The 25,821-nt window shown below is 75.0% G+C and carries 13 protein-coding genes; 12 read left to right on the top strand and 1 reads right to left on the bottom strand.

Features of this window, described 5'->3' with window-relative positions:
- Nucleotides 1–83: 83 nt before the first annotated feature.
- The 8 genes from QSK52_RS07655 (at nt 84) to QSK52_RS07620 (ending at nt 13,956) form a co-directional block, all read left to right on the top strand.
- On the top strand, nt 84–893 hold the full coding sequence (locus QSK52_RS07655; RefSeq protein WP_285734979.1) for an urea amidolyase associated protein UAAP1: 810 nt from the start codon (nt 84–86) through the stop codon (nt 891–893).
- Nucleotides 890–1,576: an urea amidolyase associated protein UAAP2 gene (locus tag QSK52_RS07650; RefSeq protein WP_285734978.1), complete on the top strand. Its 687-nt coding sequence runs from the start codon at nt 890–892 to the stop codon at nt 1,574–1,576. Before QSK52_RS07655 ends, QSK52_RS07650 begins: the two co-directional genes overlap by 4 nt.
- Complete coding sequence (uca, locus tag QSK52_RS07645; protein ID WP_285734976.1) at nt 1,573–5,145, top strand: urea carboxylase; 3,573 nt, start codon at nt 1,573–1,575, stop codon at nt 5,143–5,145. Before QSK52_RS07650 ends, uca begins: the two co-directional genes overlap by 4 nt.
- A complete protein-coding gene (locus QSK52_RS07640) occupies nt 5,142–6,797 on the top strand; it encodes an allophanate hydrolase (RefSeq protein ID WP_285734973.1) in 1,656 nt (551 codons plus the stop codon). Before uca ends, QSK52_RS07640 begins: the two co-directional genes overlap by 4 nt.
- A gap of 119 nt (nt 6,798–6,916) precedes the next feature.
- Nucleotides 6,917–8,866 carry a discoidin domain-containing protein gene (locus QSK52_RS07635; RefSeq protein ID WP_285734971.1) on the top strand — a complete coding sequence of 650 codons (1,950 nt, stop codon included), beginning with the start codon at nt 6,917–6,919 and terminating at the stop codon, nt 8,864–8,866.
- A 113-nt stretch (nt 8,867–8,979) separates the two neighbouring features.
- On the top strand, nt 8,980–10,311 hold the full coding sequence (locus QSK52_RS07630) for a hypothetical protein (RefSeq protein WP_285734969.1): 1,332 nt from the start codon (nt 8,980–8,982) through the stop codon (nt 10,309–10,311).
- Between the two features lie 106 nt (nt 10,312–10,417).
- Complete coding sequence (locus QSK52_RS07625) at nt 10,418–12,208, top strand: ABC transporter transmembrane domain-containing protein (protein ID WP_285734967.1); 1,791 nt, start codon at nt 10,418–10,420, stop codon at nt 12,206–12,208.
- Complete coding sequence (locus QSK52_RS07620; protein WP_285734966.1) at nt 12,205–13,956, top strand: ABC transporter ATP-binding protein; 1,752 nt, start codon at nt 12,205–12,207, stop codon at nt 13,954–13,956. Before QSK52_RS07625 ends, QSK52_RS07620 begins: the two co-directional genes overlap by 4 nt.
- Nucleotides 13,957–14,011: 55 nt before the next feature.
- Here QSK52_RS07620 and glgP read toward each other — a convergent pair whose 3' ends face one another.
- Nucleotides 14,012–16,696: an alpha-glucan family phosphorylase gene (gene glgP / locus QSK52_RS07615; protein WP_285734964.1), complete on the bottom strand. Its 2,685-nt coding sequence runs from the start codon at nt 16,694–16,696 to the stop codon at nt 14,012–14,014.
- A 1,009-nt stretch (nt 16,697–17,705) separates the two neighbouring features.
- Between glgP and QSK52_RS07610 the strand changes: the two genes are divergently transcribed.
- The 4 genes from QSK52_RS07610 (at nt 17,706) to glgB (ending at nt 25,740) form a co-directional block, all read left to right on the top strand.
- Nucleotides 17,706–19,661: an alpha-1,4-glucan--maltose-1-phosphate maltosyltransferase gene (locus QSK52_RS07610; RefSeq protein ID WP_285735115.1), complete on the top strand. Its 1,956-nt coding sequence runs from the start codon at nt 17,706–17,708 to the stop codon at nt 19,659–19,661.
- Nucleotides 19,658–21,376, top strand: coding sequence for a maltose alpha-D-glucosyltransferase (gene treS, locus QSK52_RS07605; RefSeq protein ID WP_285734963.1), 1,719 nt, complete (start codon nt 19,658–19,660; stop codon nt 21,374–21,376). Before QSK52_RS07610 ends, treS begins: the two co-directional genes overlap by 4 nt.
- Nucleotides 21,377–21,644: 268 nt before the next feature.
- Complete coding sequence (locus tag QSK52_RS07600; protein ID WP_285734962.1) at nt 21,645–23,135, top strand: maltokinase N-terminal cap-like domain-containing protein; 1,491 nt, start codon at nt 21,645–21,647, stop codon at nt 23,133–23,135.
- Nucleotides 23,136–23,313: 178 nt separating this feature from the next.
- A complete protein-coding gene (gene glgB, locus QSK52_RS07595) occupies nt 23,314–25,740 on the top strand; it encodes a 1,4-alpha-glucan branching protein GlgB (RefSeq protein WP_285734961.1) in 2,427 nt (808 codons plus the stop codon).
- Nucleotides 25,741–25,821 lie beyond the last annotated feature (81 nt).

Raw genomic sequence — 25,821 nt, 5'->3', positions numbered from 1 at the left:
CCGCCCCCACCGTGAGGGGACGGTAACTCCCGCGTCACGCCGGGGCAATGACGCCGAATCCGCCCCTCCCTAATTTCTGTCGCATGACAGAAACCCCCCACGCCGAGGCCGGCACCGCCACCACCACGGCCGCCCGCGCCCACGCCAGGTCCCAGGCGGGCACGGTCGTGGACTGCATGCCGCAACTGCCGCCGCCCGCAGGCACGTTGTGGTCGGAGACCGTCGCGGGCGGCGGCTACACCCACCTGGTCCTCCCGGCGGGCGCGCACGTCGCGCTGACCGATCGGGACGGCGACGCCTGCGCGCACCTGCTGCTGTTCGTGACCGACCGCCCCTGGGAGCGGCTGAACCCGGCGGACACCGTGAAGGTGCAGTGGAACGCCTACCTCCGGCTCGGCAGCCAGCTGCTCTCCGACCAGGGCCGGGTGCTGGCCACCCTGGTCGCGGACACCTCCGGTCGGCACGACGCCCTCGCGGGCGCGTCGACCGCGGCCCGCAACCGGGCCCGCTACGGGGACGGCGCGGCGCACGGCCCGTCCCCGGCGGGGCGCGAACTGCTGCTGCTGGCCGCGGCCAAGCAGGGGCTGGCCCCGCGCGACCTGCCCGCCCCGGTCTCGTTCTTCCGCGGCGTCACGGTGGACCCGGACGGTTCGCTGCGCCCCACCGGTTCGGCCGGCCCGGGGGCCGAGGTGGTGCTGCGGCTGGAGCAGCGCACCACTCTGCTGCTGGCCAACACCGCCCACCCGCTGGACCCGCGTCCGGCCTGGCACTGCACCCCGCTGCGGGTCACCGTCACCCCGGGCGCCGTGACCGCCCCCGGCGACCCGCACTGGGACGCCACGCCCGAGCGCCACCGCGCCCACCTCAACACCGCCGCCCTGGGGGCCCGATGACCACCACCGCCATCCCGGAGAGCACCACCCCGGAGACCGTCGTCCTGGACGAGGTCGTCCCCGCCCGCGCCGCCTGGTCCGCCGTGGTCCGCCGCGGACAGTTCCTGACCGTCACCGACCTGCACGGCAACCAGGCCGTCGACTGCCTGCTGTACGACGCGCACGACACCGCGGTGCGCTACAGCGCCGCCGACACCCTCCAGGCGTCCGGCAACGTCTTCGTGTCCACCGGCACGGTCCTGATGTCGAACGAGCACACCCCGCTGATGACGGTGGTGGCGGACGACTGCGGGCGGCACGACACGATCGCGGGCGCCTGCTCGAAGGAGTCGAACACGCTGCGCTACGGCCACCACACCTGGTCGCAGCACGCCTGCGTGGAGAACTTCCTGGCCGAGGGGGCCCGGCACGGGCTGGGCAAGCGCGACCTGGTGTCGAACCTCAACTGGTACATGAACGTGCCGGTGGAGGCGGACGGCACGCTGGGCATCGTGGACGGCCTCTCCGCGCCGGGCCTGCGGGTGGTGCTGCGGGCCGAGGCGGACGTGCTGGTGCTGGTGTCTAACTGCCCGCAGGTCAACAACCCGTGCAACGGCTTCGACCCGACCCCGGTGCGCATGACGGTCACCGAGCCCACCGGGGCCACCGAGCGCCCCGGAACCACCGAGGGGGGCCCGCGATGAGCTTCGACACCCTGCTGGTCGCCAACCGGGGCGAGATCGCGGCCCGGATCATCCGCACCGCCCGCCGGATCGGCCTGTCCACCGTCGCGGTGTTCTCCGACCCGGACCGCTCGGCCCCGCACGTGCGGATGGCCGACCGCGCGGTGCGGCTGGGCCCGGCCGCGGCGAAGGACAGCTACCTGCGGGCGGACCTGGTGCTGGCGGCCGCGCTGGAGGGCGGGGCGGGCGCGGTCCACCCGGGGTACGGGTTCCTCTCGGAGGACGCGGCGTTCGCCCGCCGGGTGGAGGCGGCGGGCCTGGCCTTCGTCGGCCCGACCCCGGCCCAGCTGGAGGTGTTCGGCGCCAAGCACACCGCCCGCGCGGCGGCCGAGGCGGCGGGGGTGCCGCTGCTGCCGGGCACCGGGCTGCTGGCCGACCTGCCCGCGGCACTGGCCGCGGCGGAGCGGGTGGGGTACCCGGTGATGCTGAAGGCCACCGGCGGGGGCGGCGGCATCGGCATGCGGGCCTGCCGGGACGCGGCGCAGCTGGCCGACGCCTGGGAGGGCGTGCAGCGGGTGGCGGCCGCGAACTTCGCCACCGCGGGGGTGTTCCTGGAGCGGCTGGTGGAGCGGGCCCGGCACGTGGAGGTGCAGGTGTTCGGCGACGGCACCGGCCGGGTGGTGACCCTCGGCGACCGGGACTGCTCGCTGCAGCGCCGCAACCAGAAGGTGCTGGAGGAGGCCCCGGCGCCCGGCCTGCCCGACCGCGTCCGCCGCGAACTGGCCGACTCGGCCCGGCAGTTGTGCGCCTCGGTGGGCTACCGCTCGGCGGGCACCGTGGAGTACGTGTACGACGCGGCGCGCGAGGAGGCGTACTTCCTGGAGGTCAACACCCGGCTGCAGGTGGAGCACCCGGTCACCGAGGCGGTGTACGGGGTCGACCTGGTCGAGTGGATGCTGCGGCTGGCCCGGGGCGAGCGCGGGGTGGTGCGCGAGGTCGGCCCGCCGCGCGGGCACGCGGTGGAGGCCCGGGTGTACGCCGAGGACCCGTCGCGCGACCACCGGCCGAGCGCGGGCCTGCTGACCGAGGTGGCCTTCCCGACCGACGTCCGGGTGGACACCTGGGTGGAGACCGGCACCGAGGTGACCACCGCGTACGACCCGATGCTGGCGAAGGTGGTCGTGCACGGCGCGGACCGCGCCGACGCGCTGGAGCGGCTCACGAAGGCCCTGGCGGACACCCGGATCCACGGCATCGAGACCAACCTGGGCCTGCTGCGGGCCGTCCCGGCGGTGGCGGAGGTGGCCGCGGCCGCCCACCACACGGGGACGCTGGCGCACGTGGCGGACCCGACGCCGCGGATCGAGGTGGTCCGGGCGGGCACCCAGACCACCGTGCAGGACTGGCCGGGCCGCACCGGCTACTGGCACGTCGGGGTGCCGCCGTGCGGGCCGATGGACGACCTGTCGTTCCGGCTCGGCAACCGGGCGCTGGGCAACCCGGAGGGCGCGCCCGGCCTGGAGTGCACGCTGCTGGGCCCGGCGCTGCGGTTCACCGCCCCGACCTGGGTGTGCGTGACCGGCGCGCCGACGGCGGTGACGGTGGACGGCGCGCCGGTGCCGCAGTGGGAGCCGGTGCTCGTCCCGGCGGGCGGGCTGCTGGACGTCCCGGCGCCGCCCGGCCCGGGCCTGCGCTGCTACCTGCTGGTGGCGGGCGGCCTGGACGCCCCGGCGTTCCTGGGCAGCGCGGCGACGTTCACGCTGGGCGGCTTCGGCGGCCACGGCGGCCGGGCGCTGCGCACGGGGGACGTGCTGCACGGCGGTACCGGCCCGCTCGGCCCGGGCGCGGGCCCGGTCGCCGACCGTCCGGAGTTCACCTCGTCCTGGCTGCTGCCCGCGGTCGAGGGGCCGCACGCCGCACCGGAGTTCTTCACCGAGCAGGACGTCACCGAGTTCTACGCCGCCGACTGGTCGGTGCACTTCAACAGCGCCCGCACCGGGGTGCGCCTGGTCGGCCCGAAGCCCGCCTGGGCGCGCCGGGACGGCGGCGAGGCGGGCCTGCACCCGTCGAACATCCACGACACCCCGTACGCGGTCGGCGCGGTCGACTACACCGGCGACATGCCGGTGCTGCTGGGGCCGGACGGGCCCTCGCTGGGCGGGTTCGTCTGCCCGGCGACGGTGGTCTCCGGGCAGCGCTGGAAGCTGGGCCAGCTGCGCCCGGGCGACACCGTCCGCTTCGTGCCGGTGACCACCGACGACGCGGCGGCGCTGCGCCGCACCCCGGCCGCGGTGCCCGCCCCCTCGCGCCCGGCGGTGCTGGACGGCGGCGTGCTGGCCCGCCGCCCGGCCGGCCCGGACCGCCCGTCGGTGACGTACCGGCGCAGCGGGGACGACAACCTGCTGGTCGAGTTCGGGCCGATGCAGTTGGACCTGGCGCTGCGGATGCGGGTGCACGCGCTGGCGGAGCTGGTCGCCGGGCGGCGCCCGGCGGGGGTGGTCGACCTGACGCCGGGCATCCGCTCGCTCCAGGTGCACGTGGACCCGGACGTCCTCCCGGTCGCCGAACTCCTGTCCCTCGTGCGCGAGTTGGAACAGCAGCTGCCGCCCGCCGAGCAGCTGGTGGTGCCCAGCCGGACGGTGCACCTGCCGCTGTCCTGGGACGACCCGGCAACCCGGGAGGCGATCGAGCGGTACGTGGCGGGGGTGCGCGACGACGCGCCGTGGTGCCCGTGGAACATCGAGTTCATCCGCCGGATCAACGGCTTGGCCTCGGTGGACGAGGTGTACCGGACGGTCTTCGACGCCGAGTACCTGGTGCTGGGCCTGGGCGACGTCTACCTGGGCGCGCCGGTGGCCACCCCGCTGGACCCGCGGCACCGGCTGGTCACCACCAAGTACAACCCGGCCCGGACGTGGACGGCGGAGAACTCGGTCGGCATCGGCGGCGCCTACCTGTGCGTGTACGGCATGGAGGGCCCGGGCGGCTACCAGTTCGTCGGGCGGACGGTGCAGATGTGGTCGGGCTGGCAGCAGCGCGGTCCGTTCACCCCGGGTGCGCCGTGGCTGCTGCGGTTCTTCGACCGGATCCGCTGGTACCCGGTGTCGGCGGAGGAGCTGCTGGAGCTGCGCGCCGACATGGCCGCGGGCCGGTTCGAACTCCGGATCGAGGAGGGCGAGTTCGCGCTCGCCGAGCACCTGCGCTTCCTGGCCGACAACGCCGGTCCGATCGAGGAGTTCCGGGCGGTGCAGGCGGCGGCGTTCGCGGCGGAGCGGCGGGCCTGGGAGGAGTCCGGCGAGTTCGACCGGGCCGACCGGGCGGCCGGGGCGGCGCCCGCCGCGCCGCGCGCGGTGGAGGTGCCGCCGGGCGGCGGCGTGGTGGAGGCCGAGTTCACCGCCTGCGTGTGGAAGGTGGACGTGGCGCCGGGCGAGCGGGTGCGCAAGGGGCAGCGGTTGATGGCGTTGGAGGCGATGAAGATGGAGTCCGCGGTGTTCTCGGACCGGGACGGCGTGGTCGCCGAGCTGCTGGTCGGCTCGGGCGACCAGGTGCAGGCGGGCAGCCCGCTGGTGGTGCTGGGGGCTCCCGCGTGAGCGCCGCGGAGCGGGTGCGCCGGGCGTACGCGCGGATCGCCGCGGTCGACCGGCCGGAGGTGTGGATCGACCTGCGCCCGCAGGCCGCCGCGGAGGCCGAGGCGGCCGGGGTGGACGCCCGGGTCGCGGCGGGCGAGCGGCTGCCGCTGGCGGGCACGGTGTGCGCGGTGAAGGGCAACATCGACGTGGCGGGCCTGCCGACCACGGCGGGCTGCCCCTCGTACGGGTACCTGCCGGAGCGGGACGCCCCGGCGGTGGCCCGGCTGCGGGCGGCGGGCGCGGTGGTGCTGGGCACCACCAACCTGGACCAGTTCGCCACCGGCCTGGTCGGCACCCGCAGCCCGTACGGCGCGGTGCGCGGCGCGGTCGACCCGGGCCGGATCTCGGGCGGCTCCAGCTCGGGTTCGGCGGTGGCGGTGGCGCTGGGCCTGGTCGACCTGGCGCTGGGCACCGACACGGCGGGCTCGGGCCGGGTTCCGGCCGCGCTGAACGGCGTGGTGGGCCTGAAGCCGACCCCGGGCCTGGTGCCGACCGCGGGCGTGGTCCCGGCCTGCGCGAGCCTGGACTGCGTCTCGGTGTTCGCCCGCACGGTGGACGAGGCGCAGGCCGCGCTGCGGCTGCTGGCCGACCCGGCCCCGGCCGCCCCGGGCCGCCGCCCGGGCCCGTGGCGGGTCGCCGTCCCGGCCGCCGCCCGGCTGGGCGTGCTCGCGGACGGCTGGGCGGCGGCGCACGCGGCGGCGGCCGACCGGCTGGCGGCGGCGGGCGCCGAACTGCGCGACCTGGACCTGTCACCGTTCGACGCGGCGGCGGCGCTGCTCTACGAGGGCGCCTTCGTGGCCGAGCGGTACGCCGCGGTGGGCGCGTTCCTGGACGCGGCGGCCGAGCGGGGCGATCCGGGGCTGGACCCGGTGGTGGCGGGCATCGTCCGGGCGGCCCGGGAGGTGCCCGCGCACCGGCTGTTCGCCGACCGGGCCGAGCTGGAGCGGCTGCGGGCCGCGGCGCTGGCCGAACTCGGCGACGCGGACGCCCTGTTGCTGCCCACCACCACCTGGCACCCGACCTTCGCCGAGGTGGCGGCCGACCCGGTGGGCGCCAACGCCCGGCTGGGCCGGTTCACCAACTCGGCGAACCTGCTGGGCCTGTGCGCGCTCGCCGTCCCGGCGGGCACGGTCGACGGCCTGCCGTTCGGCGTGATGCTGGTCGGCCCGCCCCGGACCGAGGAGCGGCTGGCCGCGCTGGCCCGGCTGCTGACCGCCCCGCCGGTGCGGCTGGCGGTGTTCGGCGCGCACCTGACCGGGCAGCCGCTGAACGGCCAACTGACCTCGCTGGGCGGCCGGTTCGCCGCCGAGGTGCGCACCGCCCCGGAGTACCGGATGTACGCGCTGGACACCGTCCCGCCCAAGCCGGGCCTGGTCCGGGTGGCGGAGGGCGGGGCGGCCCTGGCGGGCGAGCTCTGGGAGCTGCCCGCCGCCGGGCTGGGCGCGCTGCTGGCCGCGCTGCCGCAGCCGATGGCGCTGGGCCCGGTCCGGCTGGCGGACGGCGCGACCGTGCCGGGCTTCCTGTGCGAACCGGCCGCGCTGGCGGGCGCGGTGGACGTCACGGCGTCCGGCGGTTGGGCCGCCCACCTCGCCAGTCGAACTCTTTCGAGCTAGCTATCGGATTCTTGCAATATCTGTCGAACATATTGCCGCCCGATGTCAGCGCCGTTACGCTCCCGGGGCGTCGGGTCGCGGACCTGACAAGACGTCGTCAACCGGGCGGAGGCAGCGGCATGGTGGTATCGCGACGGGTGTTCCTGCAGGCGGCGGCAGCGGCGGGCCTCGCGACGGGCCTGGCCCTGGGCGAGGCCCCGGCCGGCGCCGCGAGCGCGCCGGGCGACGTGGTCGGCAAGGTGACGGTCGGCTACCAGGGCTGGTTCGCCTGCCCGGGCGACGGCGCCCCGATCAACGGCTGGTGGCACTGGGCGCAGAACTGGGGCCAGGCGCCCTCGAACACCAACAAGTCCATCGTCGCCTGGCCGGACGTCCGCGAGTACCCGAAGACGTACGCCACCGCCTTCGCGAACCTGGGCAACGGTCAGCAGGCCGCCCTGTTCTCCTCCTACGACCAGTCCACCGTCGACCTGCACTTCCGCTGGATGAAGCAGTACGGCATCGACACCGCCGCCCTGCAGCGCTTCAACCCGACCGGCGGCGAGGGCCCGACCCGGGACGCCATGGCGGGCAGGGTGCGCAGCGCGGCGGAGTCCCAGGGCGTGAAGTTCTACCTCATGTACGACGTCTCGGACTGGACCACCATGCAGTCGGACATCAAGACCGACTGGACGAACAAGATGAGCGCGCACACCGCCTCGCCCGCGTACGCCCGGCAGAACGGGAAGCCGGTGGTGTGCATCTGGGGCTTCGGCTTCAACGACGCCCAGCGCCCGTTCACCCCCGCGCAGTGCCAGGACGTGGTCAACTGGTTCAAGGCGCAGGGCTGTTACGTCATCGGCGGGGTGCCGACCTGGTGGCGCACCGGCGACCGGGACTCCCGGCCCGGCTTCTCGGACGTCTACCACTCCTTCGACATGCTCTCGCCCTGGCTGGTCGGCCGGATCGGCAGCGCGGCGGACGCCGACAACTTCTACACCGTGGCGACCGTCCCGGACCTGGCGGAGTGCGCCGCGCACGGCATCGACTACCAGCCGTGCGTGCTGCCCGGCGGGGTCGGCGACCGGCAGCGGGCGCACGGCGACTTCATGTGGCGGCAGTTCTACAACATGGCCCGGGCGGGGGTGGCGTCCGCGTACGTCTCGATGTTCGACGAGTACAACGAGGGCAACCAGATCGCCAAGACCGCCGAGTCCCTGGCCTGGGTGCCCGCCGGGTCCGGGTTCCTGGCGCTGGACGAGGACGGCACCGCCTGCTCCTCGGACTACTACCTGCGGCTGACCGGCGACGGCGGCCGGATGCTCAAGGGGCAGCTGCCCGTGACGGCGGCCCGCCCGACCCGGCCGCTGCCGACCGCGCCGGACACCACCGCCCCGAGTGCGCCGGGCGGCCTGCGGGTGACCGGGCTGAGCGACACCACCGTCTCGCTGGCCTGGAACGCCGCCACCGACGACGTGGCCGTCACCGGCTACCGGGTCCTGCGCGGCGACGCGGTCGCGGCCACCACCGCCGCCACCTCCTGCACCGTCACCGGCCTGTCCCCCGCCACCGCGTACGGCTTCACCGTCCGGGCCCTGGACGCGGCGGGCAACCTCTCCCCCGCCTCCGCCCAGGTCACCGCGACCACCTCCGCCGCCACCGTCCCCACCGGCGACCTGGCGCTGCACCGGCCCACCGCGGAGAGCAGCCACACCCAGGTCTACGGCTCCGGCAACGCGGTCGACGGCGACCCGAACAGCTACTGGGAGAGCGCCAACAACGCCTTCCCGCAGTGGCTGCAGACCGACCTCGGCACCGCCCTCCCGGTGCGCCGGATCGTCCTGTCCGTCCCGCCCGCCGCCGCCTGGTCCGCCCGCACCCAGACCGTGGAGGTGCAGGGCAGCACCGACGGCACCACCTTCACCCGCCTGCTGCCCCCCGCCGGGTACGTCTTCGACCCGGCCACCGGCAACCGCACGACGCTCACCCTCCCCGCCGCCCCGACCACCCGCCACGTCCGCCTGGTCTTCACCTCCAACACCGGCTGGCCGGCCGGCCAGGTCGCCGACCTCCAGGTCTACGCCTCGTAGTCCCCACCACCGGCGGGGTGGAATTATTGGCTCCGCCCGATCGATCGTGTGCGCTACGCTCCCCGGTGCCCGGGCTCACAGCACGTCAGCCCGGGCCTTCCGGAGGGGAATCCATGACGCACACCCCGGCCCGACGCCTGCGCGCCGGCCTGGCGGCGGCCTCCGCCGTCGCCCTGTCCCTGCTCGTCCCCGGCACCGCGGGGGCCACCACGGGCACCCCGCTCACGCCGACCGACCTGACCAACGGCGGCCGCCCCTGCGCCACCGACCCGGCCGCCCCGGCCGTGGTGCACGACGGCCCCTACGGCGGCCCCTCGGTCTCGGGCACCGCCAACCACACCGACCCGTCGGCGTGGCCGCTGGACGAGGAGTTCGCGTACTGGCGGACCACCGACCCGGCGCAGGGCGGCACCCTCGTCCGGCACGGCGCCACGCCGGGCTCGCCCACCACCGCCTACCTGCCGGGCCTCCCCGACGGCCAGGGCTACGCCTGGCGGGCCCGCACCGTCGACCCGGCCACCGGCGCGGCCTCCGACTGGTCGGCCGTCTGCTACCTGACGACCGACAACACCGCCCCGGCCACCGCGCCCACCGTCACCTCGTCCAACTACCCGGAGGGCCAGTGGGCCGCCGGCGGCAGCCCGGTGCGGTTCACCTTCGCCGCGAACGGCACGGCCGACGTGGTCGACTTCCGGTACAGCTGGCCGACCGGTCAGTCGGGCACCGTCCACGCGGACGCCCCCGGCGGCTCGGCCACCGTGGACCTGGTCCCGCCGGCCGGCACCGAGGGCCCGACCCCGTTCCAGGTCCAGAGCCTGGACCGGGCCGGCAACGTCTCGCGGCCCAGCAGCTACGTGCTGGTGTTCCTCCGGACCTCGCCGACCGTCACCAAGACCTCCCACTCGCCGATGTTCGGCAAGCCCGCCACCTTCCGGCTCACCCCGGACGCGGGCGTGCAGGCCCTCTCCCCGGTGGTCAGCTACACGGTGACCGACACGACGACGCACGAGTCGACCACCGTCCCGGCCGGCCCGGACGGCACCGCCGAGCTCACCCTGGTCCTGAAGAGCCCCCGGGGCGACAGCCTGGAGGCCACCTCCACCAGCGCCAACGGCTGGATGAGCAGCCGGGGCCACTGGTCGGAGGCGATCGACACCACCCCGACGGTCACCTCCGCGGACTTCCCGGAGGAGAACTACGGCGGCGCGGCCGGCACCCCCGGCACGTTCCACTTCGCCCCGAAGATCAAGGACGCCCAGATCGCGAGCTACACCTACCGCTTCGGCTGGTCCGACGAGTGGACCACCGTCCCGGCCGGCCCGCACGGCGAGGCGGACGTCAGCTGGACCCCGCCGGCCGGCGACTGGTACGTGCTGGAGTCCTACGCGACCACCAAGGACGGCATCGAGCTCAGCCACCGCGAGTACTACTTCGCCGTCAACTGACCGCCCCGCGGGCCCCGGTGGCCACCGGGGCCCGCCCCCGTCCACCGGCCCCTCCCGGCCCGGAATTCGTTCGAGCCGCCCCGGCGCCCCCCGCTACGCTCGCTCCGTGAACGACCCGACCGTCGGCGACCCCGGCGAACCCGACGTCCGCAGCCCGCTCCGCTACCTGGGCTGGCTGGCCACCAGCCAGCTCCGGCGTTCACTGGCCGGCACCTTCTTCGGGACCGCCTGGATGCTCGGGCTGACCGTCCAGCCCTACCTGCTCTCCCGCGCCGTGGACGACGGCCTGCGCACCGGCCGGACCGGCCCGGTCCTCGGCTGGGCCGCCGCGATGCTCGCCTTCGGCCTGCTCAACCTGCTGCTCGCCTGGCACCGCCACCGCGTGATGACGCTGGTCCGCAACGACGCCACCTTCCGCACCGTCGCCGTGGTGCTGCGGCACAGCACCCGCCTGGGCGCGGAGCTGCCCCGGCAGGTGACCGCGGGCGAGGTGGTCACCATCGGCATCTCCGACGTGGTGCGGATGTCCCTGGCGCTGACCTTCATCGGGCCGGGCGTCGGCGCGGTGGTCTGCTACCTGACGATCGCCGCCGTCCTGCTCACCCTCTCCCCGCTGCTGGCCCTGGTCGTCCTGCTCGGCCTGCCGCTGCTCGGCCTGACCCTGCGCCCGCTGCTCTCCCGCCAGCAGCACGTCGAGGACGCCTACCGCGACCACCAGGCCCGCCTGACCGCCCGCTTCGAGGACCTGGCGGGCGGGCTGCGGGTGCTGAACGGCCTCGGCGGCAAGGACGTGTACGCGGCCCGCTACCGGGACGACTCCCGGCGGCTGCGGGCCGCGGGCTACCGGGTGGGCGCCGTCACCAGCTGGATCCAGGCCCTCGGCGGCGGCCTGCCCGTCCTGCTGCTGGCCGCCGTGACCTGGATCGGCGCCCGCCTCGCCGTCGCCGGGGAGCTGACCCCCGGCCAGCTCGCCGCGGTCTTCGGGTACACGGCCGTGCTGGTCGCCCCGGTCTACTTCCTGCTGGAGAACAGCCAGGACATCGGCCGCGCCCTGGTCTGCGCCCGCCGGGTCGTCGCCTTCCTCTCGCTGGCCCCCGCGGCCGACACCGGCACCGCCGGACCCCCGCCCGGACCGGCCGGGTTGGCCGACCCCGAGTCCGGCGTCCGGCTCGCCCCCGGCACGCTCACCGTGCTCGCCTCCGCCCGCCCGGCCGAGAGCGCCGCCGTCGCCGAGCGCCTCGCCCGGCTCGACGCCGCCGCCCGCCCCGGCGCCGGACCGGCCGGGCCCGCCCCCGAGTGGGACGGCACCCCGCTCACCGACCTGCCGCTGACCGCCGTCCGCGACCGGATCACCCTGGCCGAGAACGAGGCCGCCCTGTTCGCGGGCACCCTGCGCGAGACCGTCCGCGGCCGCACCGGCGCCGGTGACGACGCCCTGCTCGCCGCGATCGACGCCGCCGCCGCCCGCGACGTCCACGACGCCCTGCCCGGCGGCCTGGACGCCCCGCTCGCCGCCGACGGCCGCAACCTCTCCGGCGGCCAGCGCCAACGCCTGCGCCTGGCCCGCGCGTTGACCGCCGACCCGGAGGTGCTGCTGGCCGTCGAACCGACCTCCGCGGTCGACGCCCACACCGAGGCCGCGATGGCCGCCGGGCTGCGCGCCGCCCGCGCCGGCCGCACCACCCTGCTCACCTCCACCTCCCCGCTGCTGCTCGACCGGGCCGACACCGTCCACTACCTGGTCGACGGCAAGGTCGCCGCCACCGGCACCCACCGCGAGCTCCTGCGCACCCAGCCCGGCTACCGCACCCTGGTCACCCGCGACGCCGACTCCCGCCCCGAGCCCCCCGCCGCGGCCGCCGCCCGCCCCGAACCTCCCGCCGAGGACGCCAGTTGAGCACCCTTCCGATCGCCTCCCCCCGCCAGGTCCGGCGGGCCGCCGTCGCCCTGGTCCGCTCCGACGGCCGGGCCTTCGCCGCCGTGCTGGCCCTCAACGCGGCGGCCGCCCTGCTCGGCCTGGCCGGGCCCTGGCTGCTGGGCCGGCTCATCGACCGGGTCCGCGACGGGGCCACCACCGGCGACGTCGACCGGGTCGGCCTGCTGCTGCTCGGCTGCGCCCTGGCCCAGATCCTGCTGAGCCGTCAGGCCCGCTACCTGGCGCACCGGTTCGGCGAGCGCTCCGCCGCGAAGGTCCGCGAGCAGCTGCTCGACCGGGTCCTCGCCCTGCCCGCGGGCACCGCCGAGCGCGCGGGCACCGGCGACCTCACCTCCCGCGGCACCGCCGACTCCACCGCCGTCGGCGAGACCCTGCGGGACGCCGCGCCCGAACTGCTGGTCGCCTGCGCGCAGATCCTGTTCATCCTCGGCGCGATCCTCACCGTCAGCCCGCTGCTGGGCGCCTGCGGCCTGCTCGGCGTGCTGGGCATCGCGTTCGCCGCCCGCTGGTACCTGCGCCGCTCCCGCCCGGCCTACCTCGCCGACCGGGCCGCGACCGCGGGCCTGGCCGAGACCCTCTCCGCGACCGCGCACGGCGCCCGCACGGTGGACGCCCTCGGCCTGGGCCCGCAGCGCCTGGCCGCCGGGCGGGCGGCCGTCGCCGAGGCGCACCGGGCCCGGATGCGCACCCTGCACCTGCGGCTGCGGTTCTTCGCGGGCATCAACCTCTCGTACGCCGTCCCGGCCGCGCTGGTCCTCCCGCTGGGCGCCGTCCTGGTCGCCCACGGCGCCGTCACCCCGGGCGCCGCCGTCGCCACCGCGCTGTACCTGCAGCGCATCGTCGACCCGCTGGACACCGTGGTCGTCCTGCTGGAGGGCCTGCAGAGCAGCACCGCCGCCTACGCCCGGGTCGAGGGCCTGGCCCCGGCGCCCGCGTCCGTCCCCGCGCAGGGCGGCGGCCCGGCCGCCGCCCCCGCGCACGAGCCCGCCGACGACCGGATCCGGGTGTCCGGCGTCCGCTACGCCTACCCGGACGGGCCGGACGTCCTGCACGGCCTGGACCTCGACCTGACCCCGGGCGAGCGCCTGGCCGTGGTCGGCCCCTCCGGCTCCGGCAAGACCACCCTGGGCCGCCTGCTGGCGGGCGTCGAGCGCCCGCGCACCGGCAGCGTCACGGTCGGCGGCGTCCCGCTGGCCGACCTCGCGCCGGAGCGGCTGCGCCGCCAGGTCGTCCTGGTCACCCAGGAGCACCACGTCTTCCTCGGCACCCTGCGCGACAACCTGCGGATCGCCGCGCCCGGGGCCGACGACGCCGCGCTGACCGCCGCCCTGGACGCGGTCGGCTGGCAGCACGACCTCCCCGACGGTCTGGACACCGACCTGGGCCCGGCCGCGACCCGCCTGGACGGCGCCCGGGCCCAGCAGCTCGCCCTGGCCCGGGTCATCCTCGCCGACCCGCACACCCTGGTCCTGGACGAGGCCACCGCCCTGCTCGACCCGACCGCCGCCCGGCACACCGAGCGCGCCCTCGCCGCGGCCCTCACCGGCCGCACCGTGATCGCGATCGCCCACCGCCTGCACACCGCGCACGACGCCGACCGCGTCGCCGTCCTCGACCGGGGCCGCCTGACCGCCCTCGGCCCGCACGAGGACCTGCTCGCCGCCGAGGGGCCGTACGCCGACCTCTGGCACACCTGGCGCACGGCGTGACGGCGGGGCCCGGGGCGGTGCGTCGCCCCGGGCCCCGCCGTGCGGTGCCGGACGGCTACCTGAGCACGCCCGCGTCCATCCCGCCGGTCTCCGCCGGGGCGGCCAGCAGGCCCATCTCGGCGACCGAGGCCAGCCTCGGGTGGGTGGGCAGGACGCGGACGGTGTAGCCGAAGGGGCCGGTGCGGGAGAGTTCGAGGTGGCCCTCGTAGCGGATCCGGCCGTCGAGGTCGGTGCCGCCGCCCGCGGGCTTGAGCGCGAGGGTGGTGGCCTCGGAGATCCGGTCGCTCTCGTCGACCCGGCCGGAGACGACCTGCACCTCGACGTCCTCGGGCCTCAGCCGGCCGAGGTTGACCAGGACGCGCAGCGCGAGGGTCGCGCCGAGCTCCTGGGCCTCGCCCGCCCCGTCGGCCTCCACGTGCTCGACCCGCACCCCGGACCAGGCTTCCCGGACGCCGGCCTTCCAGCCCGCCAGGGCCGCCGCGGCCGCGTAGTCGCCGTCCGGGCCCGCCAGCCGCCGCTCGGCCGCGGCGGCGGGGGCGTACAGCCGCTCGACGTACTCGCGGACCATCCGCCCGGCCAGCACCTTGGGGCCGAGGGTGACCAGGGTGTGCCGGACCATGGAGATCCAGCGGTGCGGCAGGCCGTCCGCGCCGCGGTCGTAGAACCGGGCGGCGACCTGGTGCTCGATCAGGTCGTAGAGCGCGGCGGCCTCGATGTCGTCGCGCCGCTCGGCCTCCTTGCTCTCCGGGTCGAGGACCCCCTCCCCGGTGCTGCCGTCGGCGGTGGGGATGGCCCAGCCGTTCTGGCCGTCGTACCACTCGTCCCACCACCCGTCGAGGATCGACAGGTTGAGGCAGCCGTTCAGCGCGGCCTTCATCCCGGAGGTGCCGCAGGCCTCCAGCGGGCGCAGCGGGTTGTTCAGCCAGACGTCGCAGCCGGGGTAGAGCGTCTTGGCCATCGCCATGTCGTAGTCCGGCAGGAAGACGATCCGGTGCCGCACCGCGGGGTCGTCGGCGAAGGCGACCAGCTTCTGGATCAGCCGCTTCCCGCCGTCGTCCGCGGGGTGGGCCTTGCCCGCGATGACGATCTGCACCGGCCGCTCGGGGTGCAGCAGCAGCGCACGCAGCCGGGCCGGGTTGCGCAGCATCAGCGTCAGCCGCTTGTACGAGGGGACGCGGCGGGCGAAGCCGATGGTCAGCACGTCGGGGTCGAGGACGGCGCCCGTCCAGCCCAACTCGGCCTCACCGGCGCCGCGTTGGCGCCAGGAGGCGCGCAGTCGGCCGCGGGCCTCCTCGACCAGCTGGCTGCGCAGCGTGCGGCGCAGCTCCCAGACCTCGGCGTTGCCGATCCGCTCCAGGCCGGTCCACTGGCCCGCGGTGCCGACGGCCATCGCGTTCTCGGCGCGCTCCTGGCCGATCTCGGTGGCGCCGAGCCGGACGACGGCGGGGTCGATCCAGGTGGGGGCGTGCACGCCGTTGGTGATCGAGGTGATCGGGACCTCGGGCGCGTCGAAGCCGGGCCACAGGCCGCGGAACATCTCCCGGCTGACGGCGCCGTGCAGGGTGGAGACGCCGTTGGCGCGCTGGGCCAGCCGCAGGCCCATCGCGGCCATGTTGAACAGCTTGGGGTCGCCGCCGCTCCAGCTCTCCGCGCCGAGCGCGAGCACCTGCTCGACGGGGACGCCGGGCAGCGCCGCGTCGCCGCCGAAGTGCCGGGCGACCAGTTCGCGGTCGAAGCGGTCGATCCCGGCCGGGACGGGCGTGTGGGTGGTGAACACGGTGCCGGCCCGGACGGCCTCCAGGGCGTCGGCGAAGCCGAGCCCGGGGTGGGCGGTGACGAGTTCGCCGATCCGTTCCAGGCCGAGGAACCCGGCGTGGCCCTCGTTGGTGTGGAAGACCTCGGGCGCGGGGTGGCCGGTGAGGCGGCAGTAGGTGCGGACGGCGCGGACGCCGCCGATGCCCAGCAGTATCTCCTGCATCAGCCGGTGCTCGCTGCCGCCGCCGTAGAGCCGGTCGGTGACGTCGCGCTCGGCCGGGCCGTTGGCCTCGACGTCGGAGTCGAGCAGCAGCAGCGGGACGCGGCCGACCTGGGCGCGCCAGACCTGGGCGGCGAGGGTGCGGCCGCCGGGGAGGGCGAGGTCGATCCGGCAGGGGGTGCCGTCCTCCTCGCGCAGCAGGGTGACGGCGAGCGCGTCGGGGTCGAGCAGCGGGTAGCGCTCCTGCTGCCAGCCGTCCCGGTCGAGGGACTGCCGGAAGTAGCCGTGCCGGTAGAACAGGCCGACGCCGATGATCGGGACGCCGAGGTCGGAGGCGGCCTTGAGGTGGTCGCCGGCCAGGATGCCGAGGCCGCCCGAGTACTGCGGGAGGGCGGCGGCGATGCCGTACTCGGGCGAGAAGTAGGCGATGGCGGCGGGCAGGGCGCCGTCGGGGTCGGCGGGGTCGGTCGCGCCCTGGTACCAGCGCGGGCCGGTGAGGTAGTCGCGCAGTTCGTCGGACAGGTCGCCGAGGCGGCGCAGGAAGCGCCGGTCCGCGGCGAGCGCGGCGAGTCTGGTCGCGGGGACTTCGCCGAGCAGTCGGACCGGGTCCTCTCCGACGGCGGCCCAGACGTCCGGGTCGACGGAGCGGAACAGCTCCCTCGTCTCGGCGTGCCAGGACCATCGGAGGTTCAGCGCGAGCTCGTGCAGCGGCTGCAACTGTTCGGGCAGGACGGTGCGGACGGTGAACCTGCGGATTGCCTTCACGCCATGGAGCGTAGCCCCGACCGTACGCCTGAAGGGGCGTCAACTGGCGGGCGGCACACCCGTTCGGAGCAGTGTTCAGATCGTTCTCGGCGCGTGGTGGCAAATCAGGGCGCGCAGGGGGCGCACGCTGGGAAAAGACGCGCCGTCAGGTGTGAACTTCTGGGGACGGGGACGTTTCGAGTGTCCGATTTGCCGTGGCATACCGGCCGAAACCGCGCGCCTACCCGCACGTAGCCCTTGCCGGTGGTGCGAGGATGCAACAAGGTCGTGAGTGCCGCTGGTGCGCGATCGGGTGGTCGCCCCCTGCTGCCTCGGCTGCTGCATGCCCTGTTCGACGAACCCTCACTTTCCTTAGCCCATTCGGCCCCAGTCGCCGCGTCTTCGCGTGTCCTTGTTCCCTGCCCGGTCGTTTTCCGGTGGATTGGGTCACGTGGGGGGCGTGCACCGAGCGACGCGCGCCGGGACACGTGCGTCCGACCCGGCGCGCGGCCGCGACCGGTTGGGCGGGGTTGCCGGGGCCGTCGGCACGGGCAGGCTCCGGTCGCACGTCCTTCCTCACCCAAGTAGTCCTCCCGGTACTCCCTCGGCGCCGCTGCCGCGGGAGCTGCCGCCGATCTCGGGCAGGAGCATTGGCATGCACGGCGACACGCGGGACCAGTCCACGGTGCCGACGGACGACGCACCAGACACCCCGGCGGAGGCCCCGTCGGCCGGCGAGCCGCCGGTACCGGCCCCGCGCACCGGCGCGGCCCGCCGGAAGGCCGCCGACCCGGCCGTGAAACGCGCCGCGGGCACCCCCCGCAAGGCCGCCGCGAAGCGGACCACCACCACCGTCAGGTCCACCGCCGCGGCCACCGACGCCGCGGCCGGGGAGGCCGCCGCGCGGCCCGCCGCCCGCAGACCGGCGCGGAAGACCGCCGCACCCGCCGAACCCCCCGCGACCTCCGCGCGCCCGGCCGCCAAGCGCGCCGCCGCCCGCCCCGCCCGCAAGACGACAGAGAGCGACACCGTGATCGGCCGCATCCCCGTGCTTGACGTGACCCCGCTCGTCGACGCCGGCCGGCGCCCGGCCAAGGCCGTGGAGGGGGAGCGCTTCCTGGTCTCCGCGACGGTGTTCCGCGAGGGCCACGACGCGGTCGGCGCCAACGTGGTGCTGCGCGACCCGCGCGGCCGGTCCGGCCCGTGGACGCCGATGCGCGAGCTGTCCGAGGGCAGCGACCGCTGGGGCGCGTACGTCACGCCGACCGCGCCGGGCCGCTGGTCGTACCTGGTGGAGGCGTGGTCCGACCCGGTGGCGACCTGGAAGAAGCACGCGGCGGTGAAGCTCCCGGCCGGGATCGACACCGCGCTGGTGCTGGAGGAGGGCGCGCAGCTGCTGGAGCGCGCCGCCGCCGGGGTGCCGAAGAAGGACGGCCGGGCCCAGGTGCTGGCGGCGGTGGACGCGCTGCGCGACACCGGCCTGCCGCCGCTGAGCCGCTACGCGGCGGCGCTGGACCCGGAGGTGACGGCGCTGCTGGCCCGCCACCCGCTGCGCGAGCTGGTCTCGGCGACCCGCCCGCAGCCGCTGCAGGTGGACCGCAAGCGGGCGCTGTTCGGCTCCTGGTACGAGTTCTTCCCGCGCTCGGAGGGCGCGGTGGTCGACCCGACGGGCGTCGAGCCGCCGATGTCGGGCACCTTCCGGACGGCCGCCGAGCGACTGCCCGCGGTGGCCGCGATGGGCTTCGACGTGGTGTACCTGCCGCCGATCCACCCGATCGGCCGGGCCCACCGCAAGGGTCCGGACAACGCGCTGACCGCCGGTCCGCGCGACGTCGGCTCGCCCTGGGCGATCGGCTCCCCGGAGGGCGGCCACGACGCCGTCCACCCGGACCTGGGCACCCTGGAGGACTTCGACCACTTCGTCGCCGAGGCGTCGGCGCTGGGCCTGGAGATCGCCCTCGACTTCGCGCTGCAGTGCTCGCCGGACCACCCGTGGGTGCACAAGCACCCGGAGTGGTTCAGCCACCGCGCGGACGGCACCATCGCGTACGCCGAGAACCCGCCGAAGAAGTACCAGGACATCTACCCGGTCAACTTCGACCAGGACTTCGACGGGATCGTCCGCGAGACGGTGCGCATCCTGCGGTTCTGGATGGCCCGCGGGGTGCGGATCTTCCGGGTCGACAACCCGCACACCAAGCCGGTGAACTTCTGGGAGAAGGTGCTCGCGGACATCGCCCGCACCGACCCGGACGTGCTGTTCCTGGCGGAGGCGTTCACCCGCCCGGCGATGATGCACACCCTGGGCAAGATCGGCTTCCACCAGTCCTACACGTACTTCACCTGGCGCGACACCAAGGCCGGGCTGACCGAGTACCTGACCGAGCTGACCGGCGAGGCGGCCGCCTACATGCGGCCCAACTTCTTCGCCAACACGCCGGACATCCTGCCCGAGCACCTGCAGCACGGCGGCCCGGCCGCGTTCGCGCTGCGCGCCGTGCTGGCGGCGACGCTCTCGCCGACCTACGGGGTGTACGCGGGCTTCGAGCTGTTCGAGAACGAGGCGGCGGCGCCCGGCTCGGAGGAGTACCTGCACTCGGAGAAGTACGAGTTGCGCCCGCGCGACTGGTCCCGGCAGGACACCCTCGCGCCGCTGCTGACCGCCCTGAACCGGCTGCGCCGCCGGCACCCCGCGCTGCAGCAGCTGCGGGACCTGCGCTTCCACCCCGTCGACAACGAGATGATCATCGCGTTCTCCAAGACCGCCGTCACCGAGGACGGCCTGGAGGACCACGTGATCTGCGTGGTCAACCTGGACCCGCACCACGTCCAGGAGGCCACGGTGACGCTCGACGTGCCGGGGCCGTTGACGGTGCACGACGAGCTGACCGGCGCCACCTACGCCTGGGGCCGTCACAACTACGTCCGGCTCGATCCCTCTTCCGGGCCGGCCCACCTCCTCACGGTTCGGAGGAACCCGCAGTGACAGTCAACGAGCCCGTCCCCGACACCTTCGCCGACACCCCCGCCCGGGACCGCGACCCCGAGTGGTTCAAACGCGCGGTCTTCTACGAAGTGCTGGTGCGCTCGTTCCAGGACAGCAACGGCGACGGCGTCGGTGACCTCAAGGGGCTCACCTCGCGGCTCGACTACCTCCAGTGGCTGGGTGTGGACTGCCTCTGGCTCCCCCCGTTCATGAACTCGCCGCTGCGGGACGGCGGTTACGACGTCTCGGACTACCAGTCGGTGCTCCCCGAGTTCGGCAACCTGGCCGACTTCGTGGAGTTCGTCGACGCGGCGCACCTGCGCGGCATGCGGGTGATCATCGACTTCGTGGTGAACCACACCAGCGACCAGCACGCGTGGTTCCAGGCCTCGCGCAGCGACCCGGACGGGCCGTACGGCGACTTCTACATGTGGGCCGACGACGACAAGCAGTACCCGGACGCCCGGATCATCTTCGTCGACACCGAGACCTCCAACTGGACCTTCGACCCGGTCCGCAAGCAGTACTACTGGCACCGCTTCTTCAGCCACCAGCCGGACCTCAACTACGACAACCCGCGGGTGCAGGAGGAGGTGATGGCCGCGCTGAAGTTCTGGCTGGACCTCGGCATCGACGGCTTCCGCCTCGACGCGGTGCCGTACCTGTACGCCCGCGAGGGCACCAACTGCGAGAACCTGCCGGAGACCCACGACTTCCTGAAGCGGGTCCGCAAGGAGATCGACGCCAACTACCCGGACACCGTGCTGCTGGCCGAGGCCAACCAGTGGCCGGAGGACGTGGTCGACTACTTCGGCGACTTCGGCTCCGGCGGCGACGAGTGCCACATGGCGTTCCACTTCCCGGTGATGCCGCGGATCTTCATGGCGGTCCGCCGGGAGTCCCGCTACCCGGTCTCCGAGATCCTGGCGAAGACCCCGGAGATCCCCTCGGGCTGCCAGTGGGGCATCTTCCTGCGCAACCACGACGAGCTGACCCTGGAGATGGTCACCGACGAGGAGCGCGACTACATGTACGCGGAGTACGCGAAGGACCCGCGGATGCGGGCCAACGTGGGCATCCGCCGCCGGCTGTCCCCGCTGCTGGAGAACGACCGCAACCAGGTCGAACTGTTCACCGCCCTGCTGCTCTCGCTGCCCGGCTCGCCGGTGCTGTACTACGGCGACGAGATCGGCATGGGCGACAACATCTGGCTCGGCGACCGGGACGGCGTCCGCACCCCGATGCAGTGGACGCCGGACCGCAATGCGGGTTTCTCGTCCGCCGACCCGGGCAGGCTCAGTCTGCCGCCCATCATGGATCCGGTGTACGGCTTTCAGGTGACCAACGTCGAAGCGCAGCAGAGCAGTTCGAGTTCGCTGCTGCACTGGACGCGTCGCATGATCGAGATCCGCAAGCTCAACCCCGCGTTCGGCCTCGGCAGCTACACCGAGCTGCCCTCCAGCAACCCCGCGGTGCTGGCCTTCGTGCGCGAGTACGAGGGTGACCTGGTCATGTGCGTGAACAACTTCTCGCGGTTCGCGCAGCCGACCGAACTGGACCTGCGGCAGTACGGGGGGCGGTACCCGGTCGAGCTGATCGGCGGCGTGCGCTTCCCCACCATCGGCGAGTGGCCGTACCTGCTGACGCTGGCCGGCCACGGGTTCTACTGGTTCCAGCTGCGCCAGTCCCAGACGAAGCCGTCCGGGTCGCGGTAGCGGCCGGAGCCGTCAGCACGTCCACGAAGTAACGATCCCTCAGGCCCCGAACGGGACGTCACCCTCCGCGGGCGCGCGAGAAGCCTCGTGCGCCCCCGGGGGTCTTCGCACCACCGCGTACGGAGAACAGCCCAACGGCCACCCACACGAAGGCGTGACACCGAGCCGCTGCTCGCGTGCCGTCGCCGCCGCGCCGCCGAAATCCGGAAGACTGCTGGGCCCGGCCACGATTCGTCGGGCAGCCGCCCGCTTCCGGGGAAAGGGAGTCATGTCCGAACCCTCCCGTTCTCAAGCCCACGTGCACCGTGAGCCCTCCGACGCCGCCACCGGGCAGGTGGGCACGCGCGCACCGGGGGTCCGGAGAACCGCCGCCGGAGTCAGCGAGCTGGTCCAGGCGGCGCTGCCGCTGATCGCCGAGTGGCTGCCCACCCAGCGCTGGTACGCCGGCAAGGGCCGGCCGATCGCCGCGCTCACGCCGGTGGTCGGCACCCCGCTGCAGGTCGGCGACCCCGCCCTGCTGCACCTGCTGCTGCGGGTCGAGCACGGCGGCGCCACCGCCGGGCCGGGGGACGTCTACCAGCTCCTGCTGGGCATCCGCTCGGAGCAGCCCGCGTCGGTCGGCCCGATGGCGGTGCTGGGGCGGCTGGAGGGCGGCACCTACGACGGCGCGACGCTGTACGACGCGGTGCACGACCCCGAACTCACCGGCCGGCTGCTGGAGCACCTGGCCACCGGCGACCGCTTCGGCTCGCTCTCCTTCCGCCGCACCCCCGGCCCGGGCCTGCCGGGCAACCTGCCGGGGCGGGCGTCCACCGCCGAGCAGTCCAACTCCTCGGTGATCTACGACACCGCGTTCATCCTGAAGCTGTTCCGCCGGATCAGCCCGGGCACCAACCCCGACCTGGAGCTCTCGCTGGCGCTGTCCCGGGCCGGATCGACCCGCATCCCGCGGGTCGCCGCCTGGTTCGAGTGCCGGCTGGAGCGCTCCGAGCCCGCCACCCTGGGCCTGCTGCAGCGCTACCTGGAGGACGCCGAGGACGGCTGGGAGCTGGCCCTCGACCAGGTCGCCCGGCTCAAGGGCGACCCCTCGCCCGGCAACTTCGCGATCGAGGCGCACCGGCTCGGCCGGGCCACCGCCGAGGTGCACCGGGTGCTGGCCCGCACCATGCCCACCGCCCGGCTGGACCGGGCCCGGACGGCCGAGCTGGCCGGGGCGATGGCCGACCGGCTGGACTCCGCGGTCACCGCCGTCCCCGGCCTGATGCGCTACCGCCCGGCGCTGCGCGCCGCGTTCCAGCAGCTCACCGCCGCCCACCTGGACGGGCTGCAGGTCCAGCGCATCCACGGCGACCTGCACCTGGGCCAGGCGATGCGCACCCCGCAGGGCTGGGTGCTGCTGGACTTCGAGGGCGAGCCCGCCAAGCCGCTGGCCGAGCGCCGCCTCCCGCAGCCCGCGCTGCGGGACGTCGCCGCGATGCTCCGTTCCTTCGACTACGCCGCCGCCCACCTGCTGGCCGGCGCGCCCGGCCAGGACCCGGAACTCGCCCAGCTCGCCGCCGCCTGGGCCGCCCGCAACCGGGCCGCCTACTGCGCGGGCTACACCGCGGGCGGCGGCCTCGACCCGGCCGGGACGCCGGAGCTGATGCGCGCACTGGAGATCGACAAGGCGGTGTACGAGGTGGTGTACGAGGCCCGGCACCGGCCGAGCTGGCTGCCGATCCCGCTCGCCGCGATCAACCGCCTCGCCGACACCGTCTGACCCGTGCCCGGCCGCCCCCGCGGGGACGGCCGGGCGCACCGCGTTCCCCCGCACCACCCGCCGGTCCCGCCCACCCGCGGCACCCGCACCCGATCCCTCCGCCCCGTCGACCCCCCGTCCCCGCAGACCAGTTCCCCGCGTCCCCGCGCAAGGCACCCCGATCCTGGAGGATTCCGCCGTGAGCCCGCTCGGTCCGCTCGACCCGTCCGCCGACCGCCAACCGGCCGTCCCGGCCACGTTCCGCAGCGGCCCGCGCAGCAAGGCCACCCCCGGGCGGCCCGCTGCGAAGTCCGCCGCGAAGGCTCCCGCGAAGGCCCCGGCGAAGGCCGCCGCGGCGAAGCCGGCCGCCCGGGCGGGGGCGGCCGGCGCCGCTCCGGCCGCGGCGCGGCCGCAGTCCGACGGGGGCGCGCTGCGGCTGCCGGAGGCCCCGCTGCCGCCCGCCGAGGTGGACCGGCTGGTCTCCGGCGCGCACCACGACCCGCACGCGCTGCTGGGCGCGCACGAGCTGCCGACGGGCACCGCGATCCGGGTGCTGCGGCCGTTCGCGGAGCGGGTGGTGGTGGACACCGAGCTGGGCCCGGCGGAGCTGACGCACCAGCAGGGCGGCCTGTTCACCGGCCTGCTGACCGGCCAGCGCTTCCCGCGCTACACCCTGCGGGTGACCTACCCGGGCGGCGAGCCGCTGGTCCAGGAGGACGGCTACCGGTTCGCGCCGACGCTGGGCGAGCTGGACCTGCACCTGATCCGGGAGGGCCGGCACGAGCAGCTGTGGCGGGCGCTGGGCTCGCACGTGCGCACGGTCGACGGGGTCATCGGCACCGCGTTCGCGGTGTGGGCGCCGAACGCGGTGGGCGTGCGGGTGATCGGCTCGTTCAACCACTGGGACGGCACCGCGCACCCGATGCGCTCGCTGGGCTCCTCGGGCGTGTGGGAGGTGTTCCTGCCGGAGGTCGGCGAGGGCGAGCAGTACAAGTACCAGATCCTCACCCGGCACGGGCAGCGGGTGGAGAAGGCCGACCCGCTGGCCCGGGCCACCCAGTGCCCGCCGGACACCGCCTCGGTGGTGACGGTCTCCCGCCACGCGTGGCAGGACGCCGAGTGGATGGAGCGGCGCGCCCGGGCCGTGCACCACCGCGCCCCGATGTCGGTCTACGAGCTGCACCTCGCCTCCTGGCGCCCGGAGCTGACCTCGTACCGGGAGATCGCCGAGGTGCTGCCCGGCTACCTGAACGAACTCGGCTTCACGCACGTCGAGTTCATGCCGGTGATGGAGCACCCGTTCGGCGGCTCCTGGGGCTACCAGGTCTCCGGCTTCTACGCCCCGACGGCCCGGCTCGGCACCCCCGACGACTTCCGGTACCTGGTCGACACCCTGCACCGGCACGGCATCGGCGTGCTGGTCGACTGGGTGCCCGCGCACTTCCCGAAGGACGACTTCGCGCTGGCCCGGTTCGACGGCGAGCCGCTGTACGAGCCGGCCGACCCGCTGCGCGCCGAGCACCCGGACTGGGGGACGCTGGAGTTCGACTACGGCCGCACCGAGGTGCGCAACTTCCTGGTCGCCAACGCGGTGTACTGGTGCGAGGAGTTCCACGTCGACGGCCTGCGGGTGGACGCGGTGGCCTCGATGCTCTACCTCGACTACTCCCGCGAGGGCGGCGCCTGGACGCCCAACCAGTACGGCGGCCGTGAGAACCTGGACGCGGCCTCCTTCCTGCAGGAGATGAACGCCACCGTCTACCGGCGCTGCCCCGGCGTGCTGACGGTGGCCGAGGAGTCCACCGCCTGGGAGGGCGTGACCCGGCCGACCGACAGCGGCGGCCTGGGCTTCGGCCTGAAGTGGAACATGGGCTGGATGCACGACTCGCTGGTGTACATCTCCAAGGAGCCGGTGCACCGCAAGTACCACCACAACGAGATCACCTTCTCGATGGTGTACGCCTACTCGGAGAACTACGTCCTGCCGATCTCGCACGACGAGGTGGTGCACGGCAAGCAGGCACTGGTCTCCAAGATGCCCGGCGACTGGTGGCAGCAGCGCGCCAACCACCGCGCCTACCTGGGCTTCATGTGGGCCCACCCGGGCAAGCAACTCCTGTTCATGGGGCAGGAGTTCGCCCAGGGCGCGGAGTGGGACCACGAGCACGGCCCGCAGTGGTGGGTGCTGGACGAGGGCTGGCCCGCGCACGGCGACCACCGCGGCGTGCAGCGCCTGGTCGGCGACCTGAACCGCGTCTACCGGGCGACCCCCGCGCTGTACGAGCAGGACACCGTCCCGGCCGGTTTCAGCTGGCTGGACGGCGGCGCGGCCGAGGACAACGTGCTGTCCTTCGTCCGGTTCGCGGCCGACGGCAGCCCGCTGGTCGCCGTCTGCAACTTCTCCCCGGTGGTCCGGCACGGCTTCCGGGTCGGCCTGCCCCGGCTGGAGGGCGCCGAGCAGGCGTGGGAGGAGGCGCTGAACACCGACGCCGAGCAGTACGGCGGCAGCGGCGTGGCCAACTCCAGCCCGGTGAAGTCCGAGCCCGAGGAGTGGAACGGCCAGCCGCGCTCGGCCGAACTCGTCCTCCCCCCGCTGGCCACCGTCTGGCTCCGCCCGGCCCGCTGAGCCCCCGTCGGCCCCGCCGGGCGCCGACCGCGGCTGCCGCCGACCCGTGCGGCGGTAGCCGCAGTGCCGCAGCGAGTTCCC

Origin of the sequence: Kitasatospora phosalacinea, assembly GCF_030268885.1 — a bacterium.
GTDB classification, from domain to species: domain Bacteria; phylum Actinomycetota; class Actinomycetes; order Streptomycetales; family Streptomycetaceae; genus Kitasatospora; species Kitasatospora phosalacinea_C.
The sequence above is the reverse complement of the archived record's forward strand: the minus strand, read 5'-3'. Positions and strand labels throughout refer to the sequence as shown.

Bases quoted from the DNA above. Each gene is read 5' to 3' on its own strand.
- QSK52_RS07655 (WP_285734979.1), top strand. From the start codon at position 84: ATGACAGAAACCCCCCACGCCGAGGCCGGCACCGCCACCACCACGGCC.
- QSK52_RS07650 (WP_285734978.1), top strand. From the start codon at position 890: ATGACCACCACCGCCATCCCGGAGAGCACCACCCCGGAGACCGTCGTC.
- uca (WP_285734976.1), top strand. From the start codon at position 1,573: ATGAGCTTCGACACCCTGCTGGTCGCCAACCGGGGCGAGATCGCGGCC.
- QSK52_RS07635 (WP_285734971.1), top strand. From the start codon at position 6,917: ATGGTGGTATCGCGACGGGTGTTCCTGCAGGCGGCGGCAGCGGCGGGC.
- QSK52_RS07630 (WP_285734969.1), top strand. From the start codon at position 8,980: ATGACGCACACCCCGGCCCGACGCCTGCGCGCCGGCCTGGCGGCGGCC.
- QSK52_RS07600 (WP_285734962.1), top strand. From the start codon at position 21,645: ATGTCCGAACCCTCCCGTTCTCAAGCCCACGTGCACCGTGAGCCCTCC.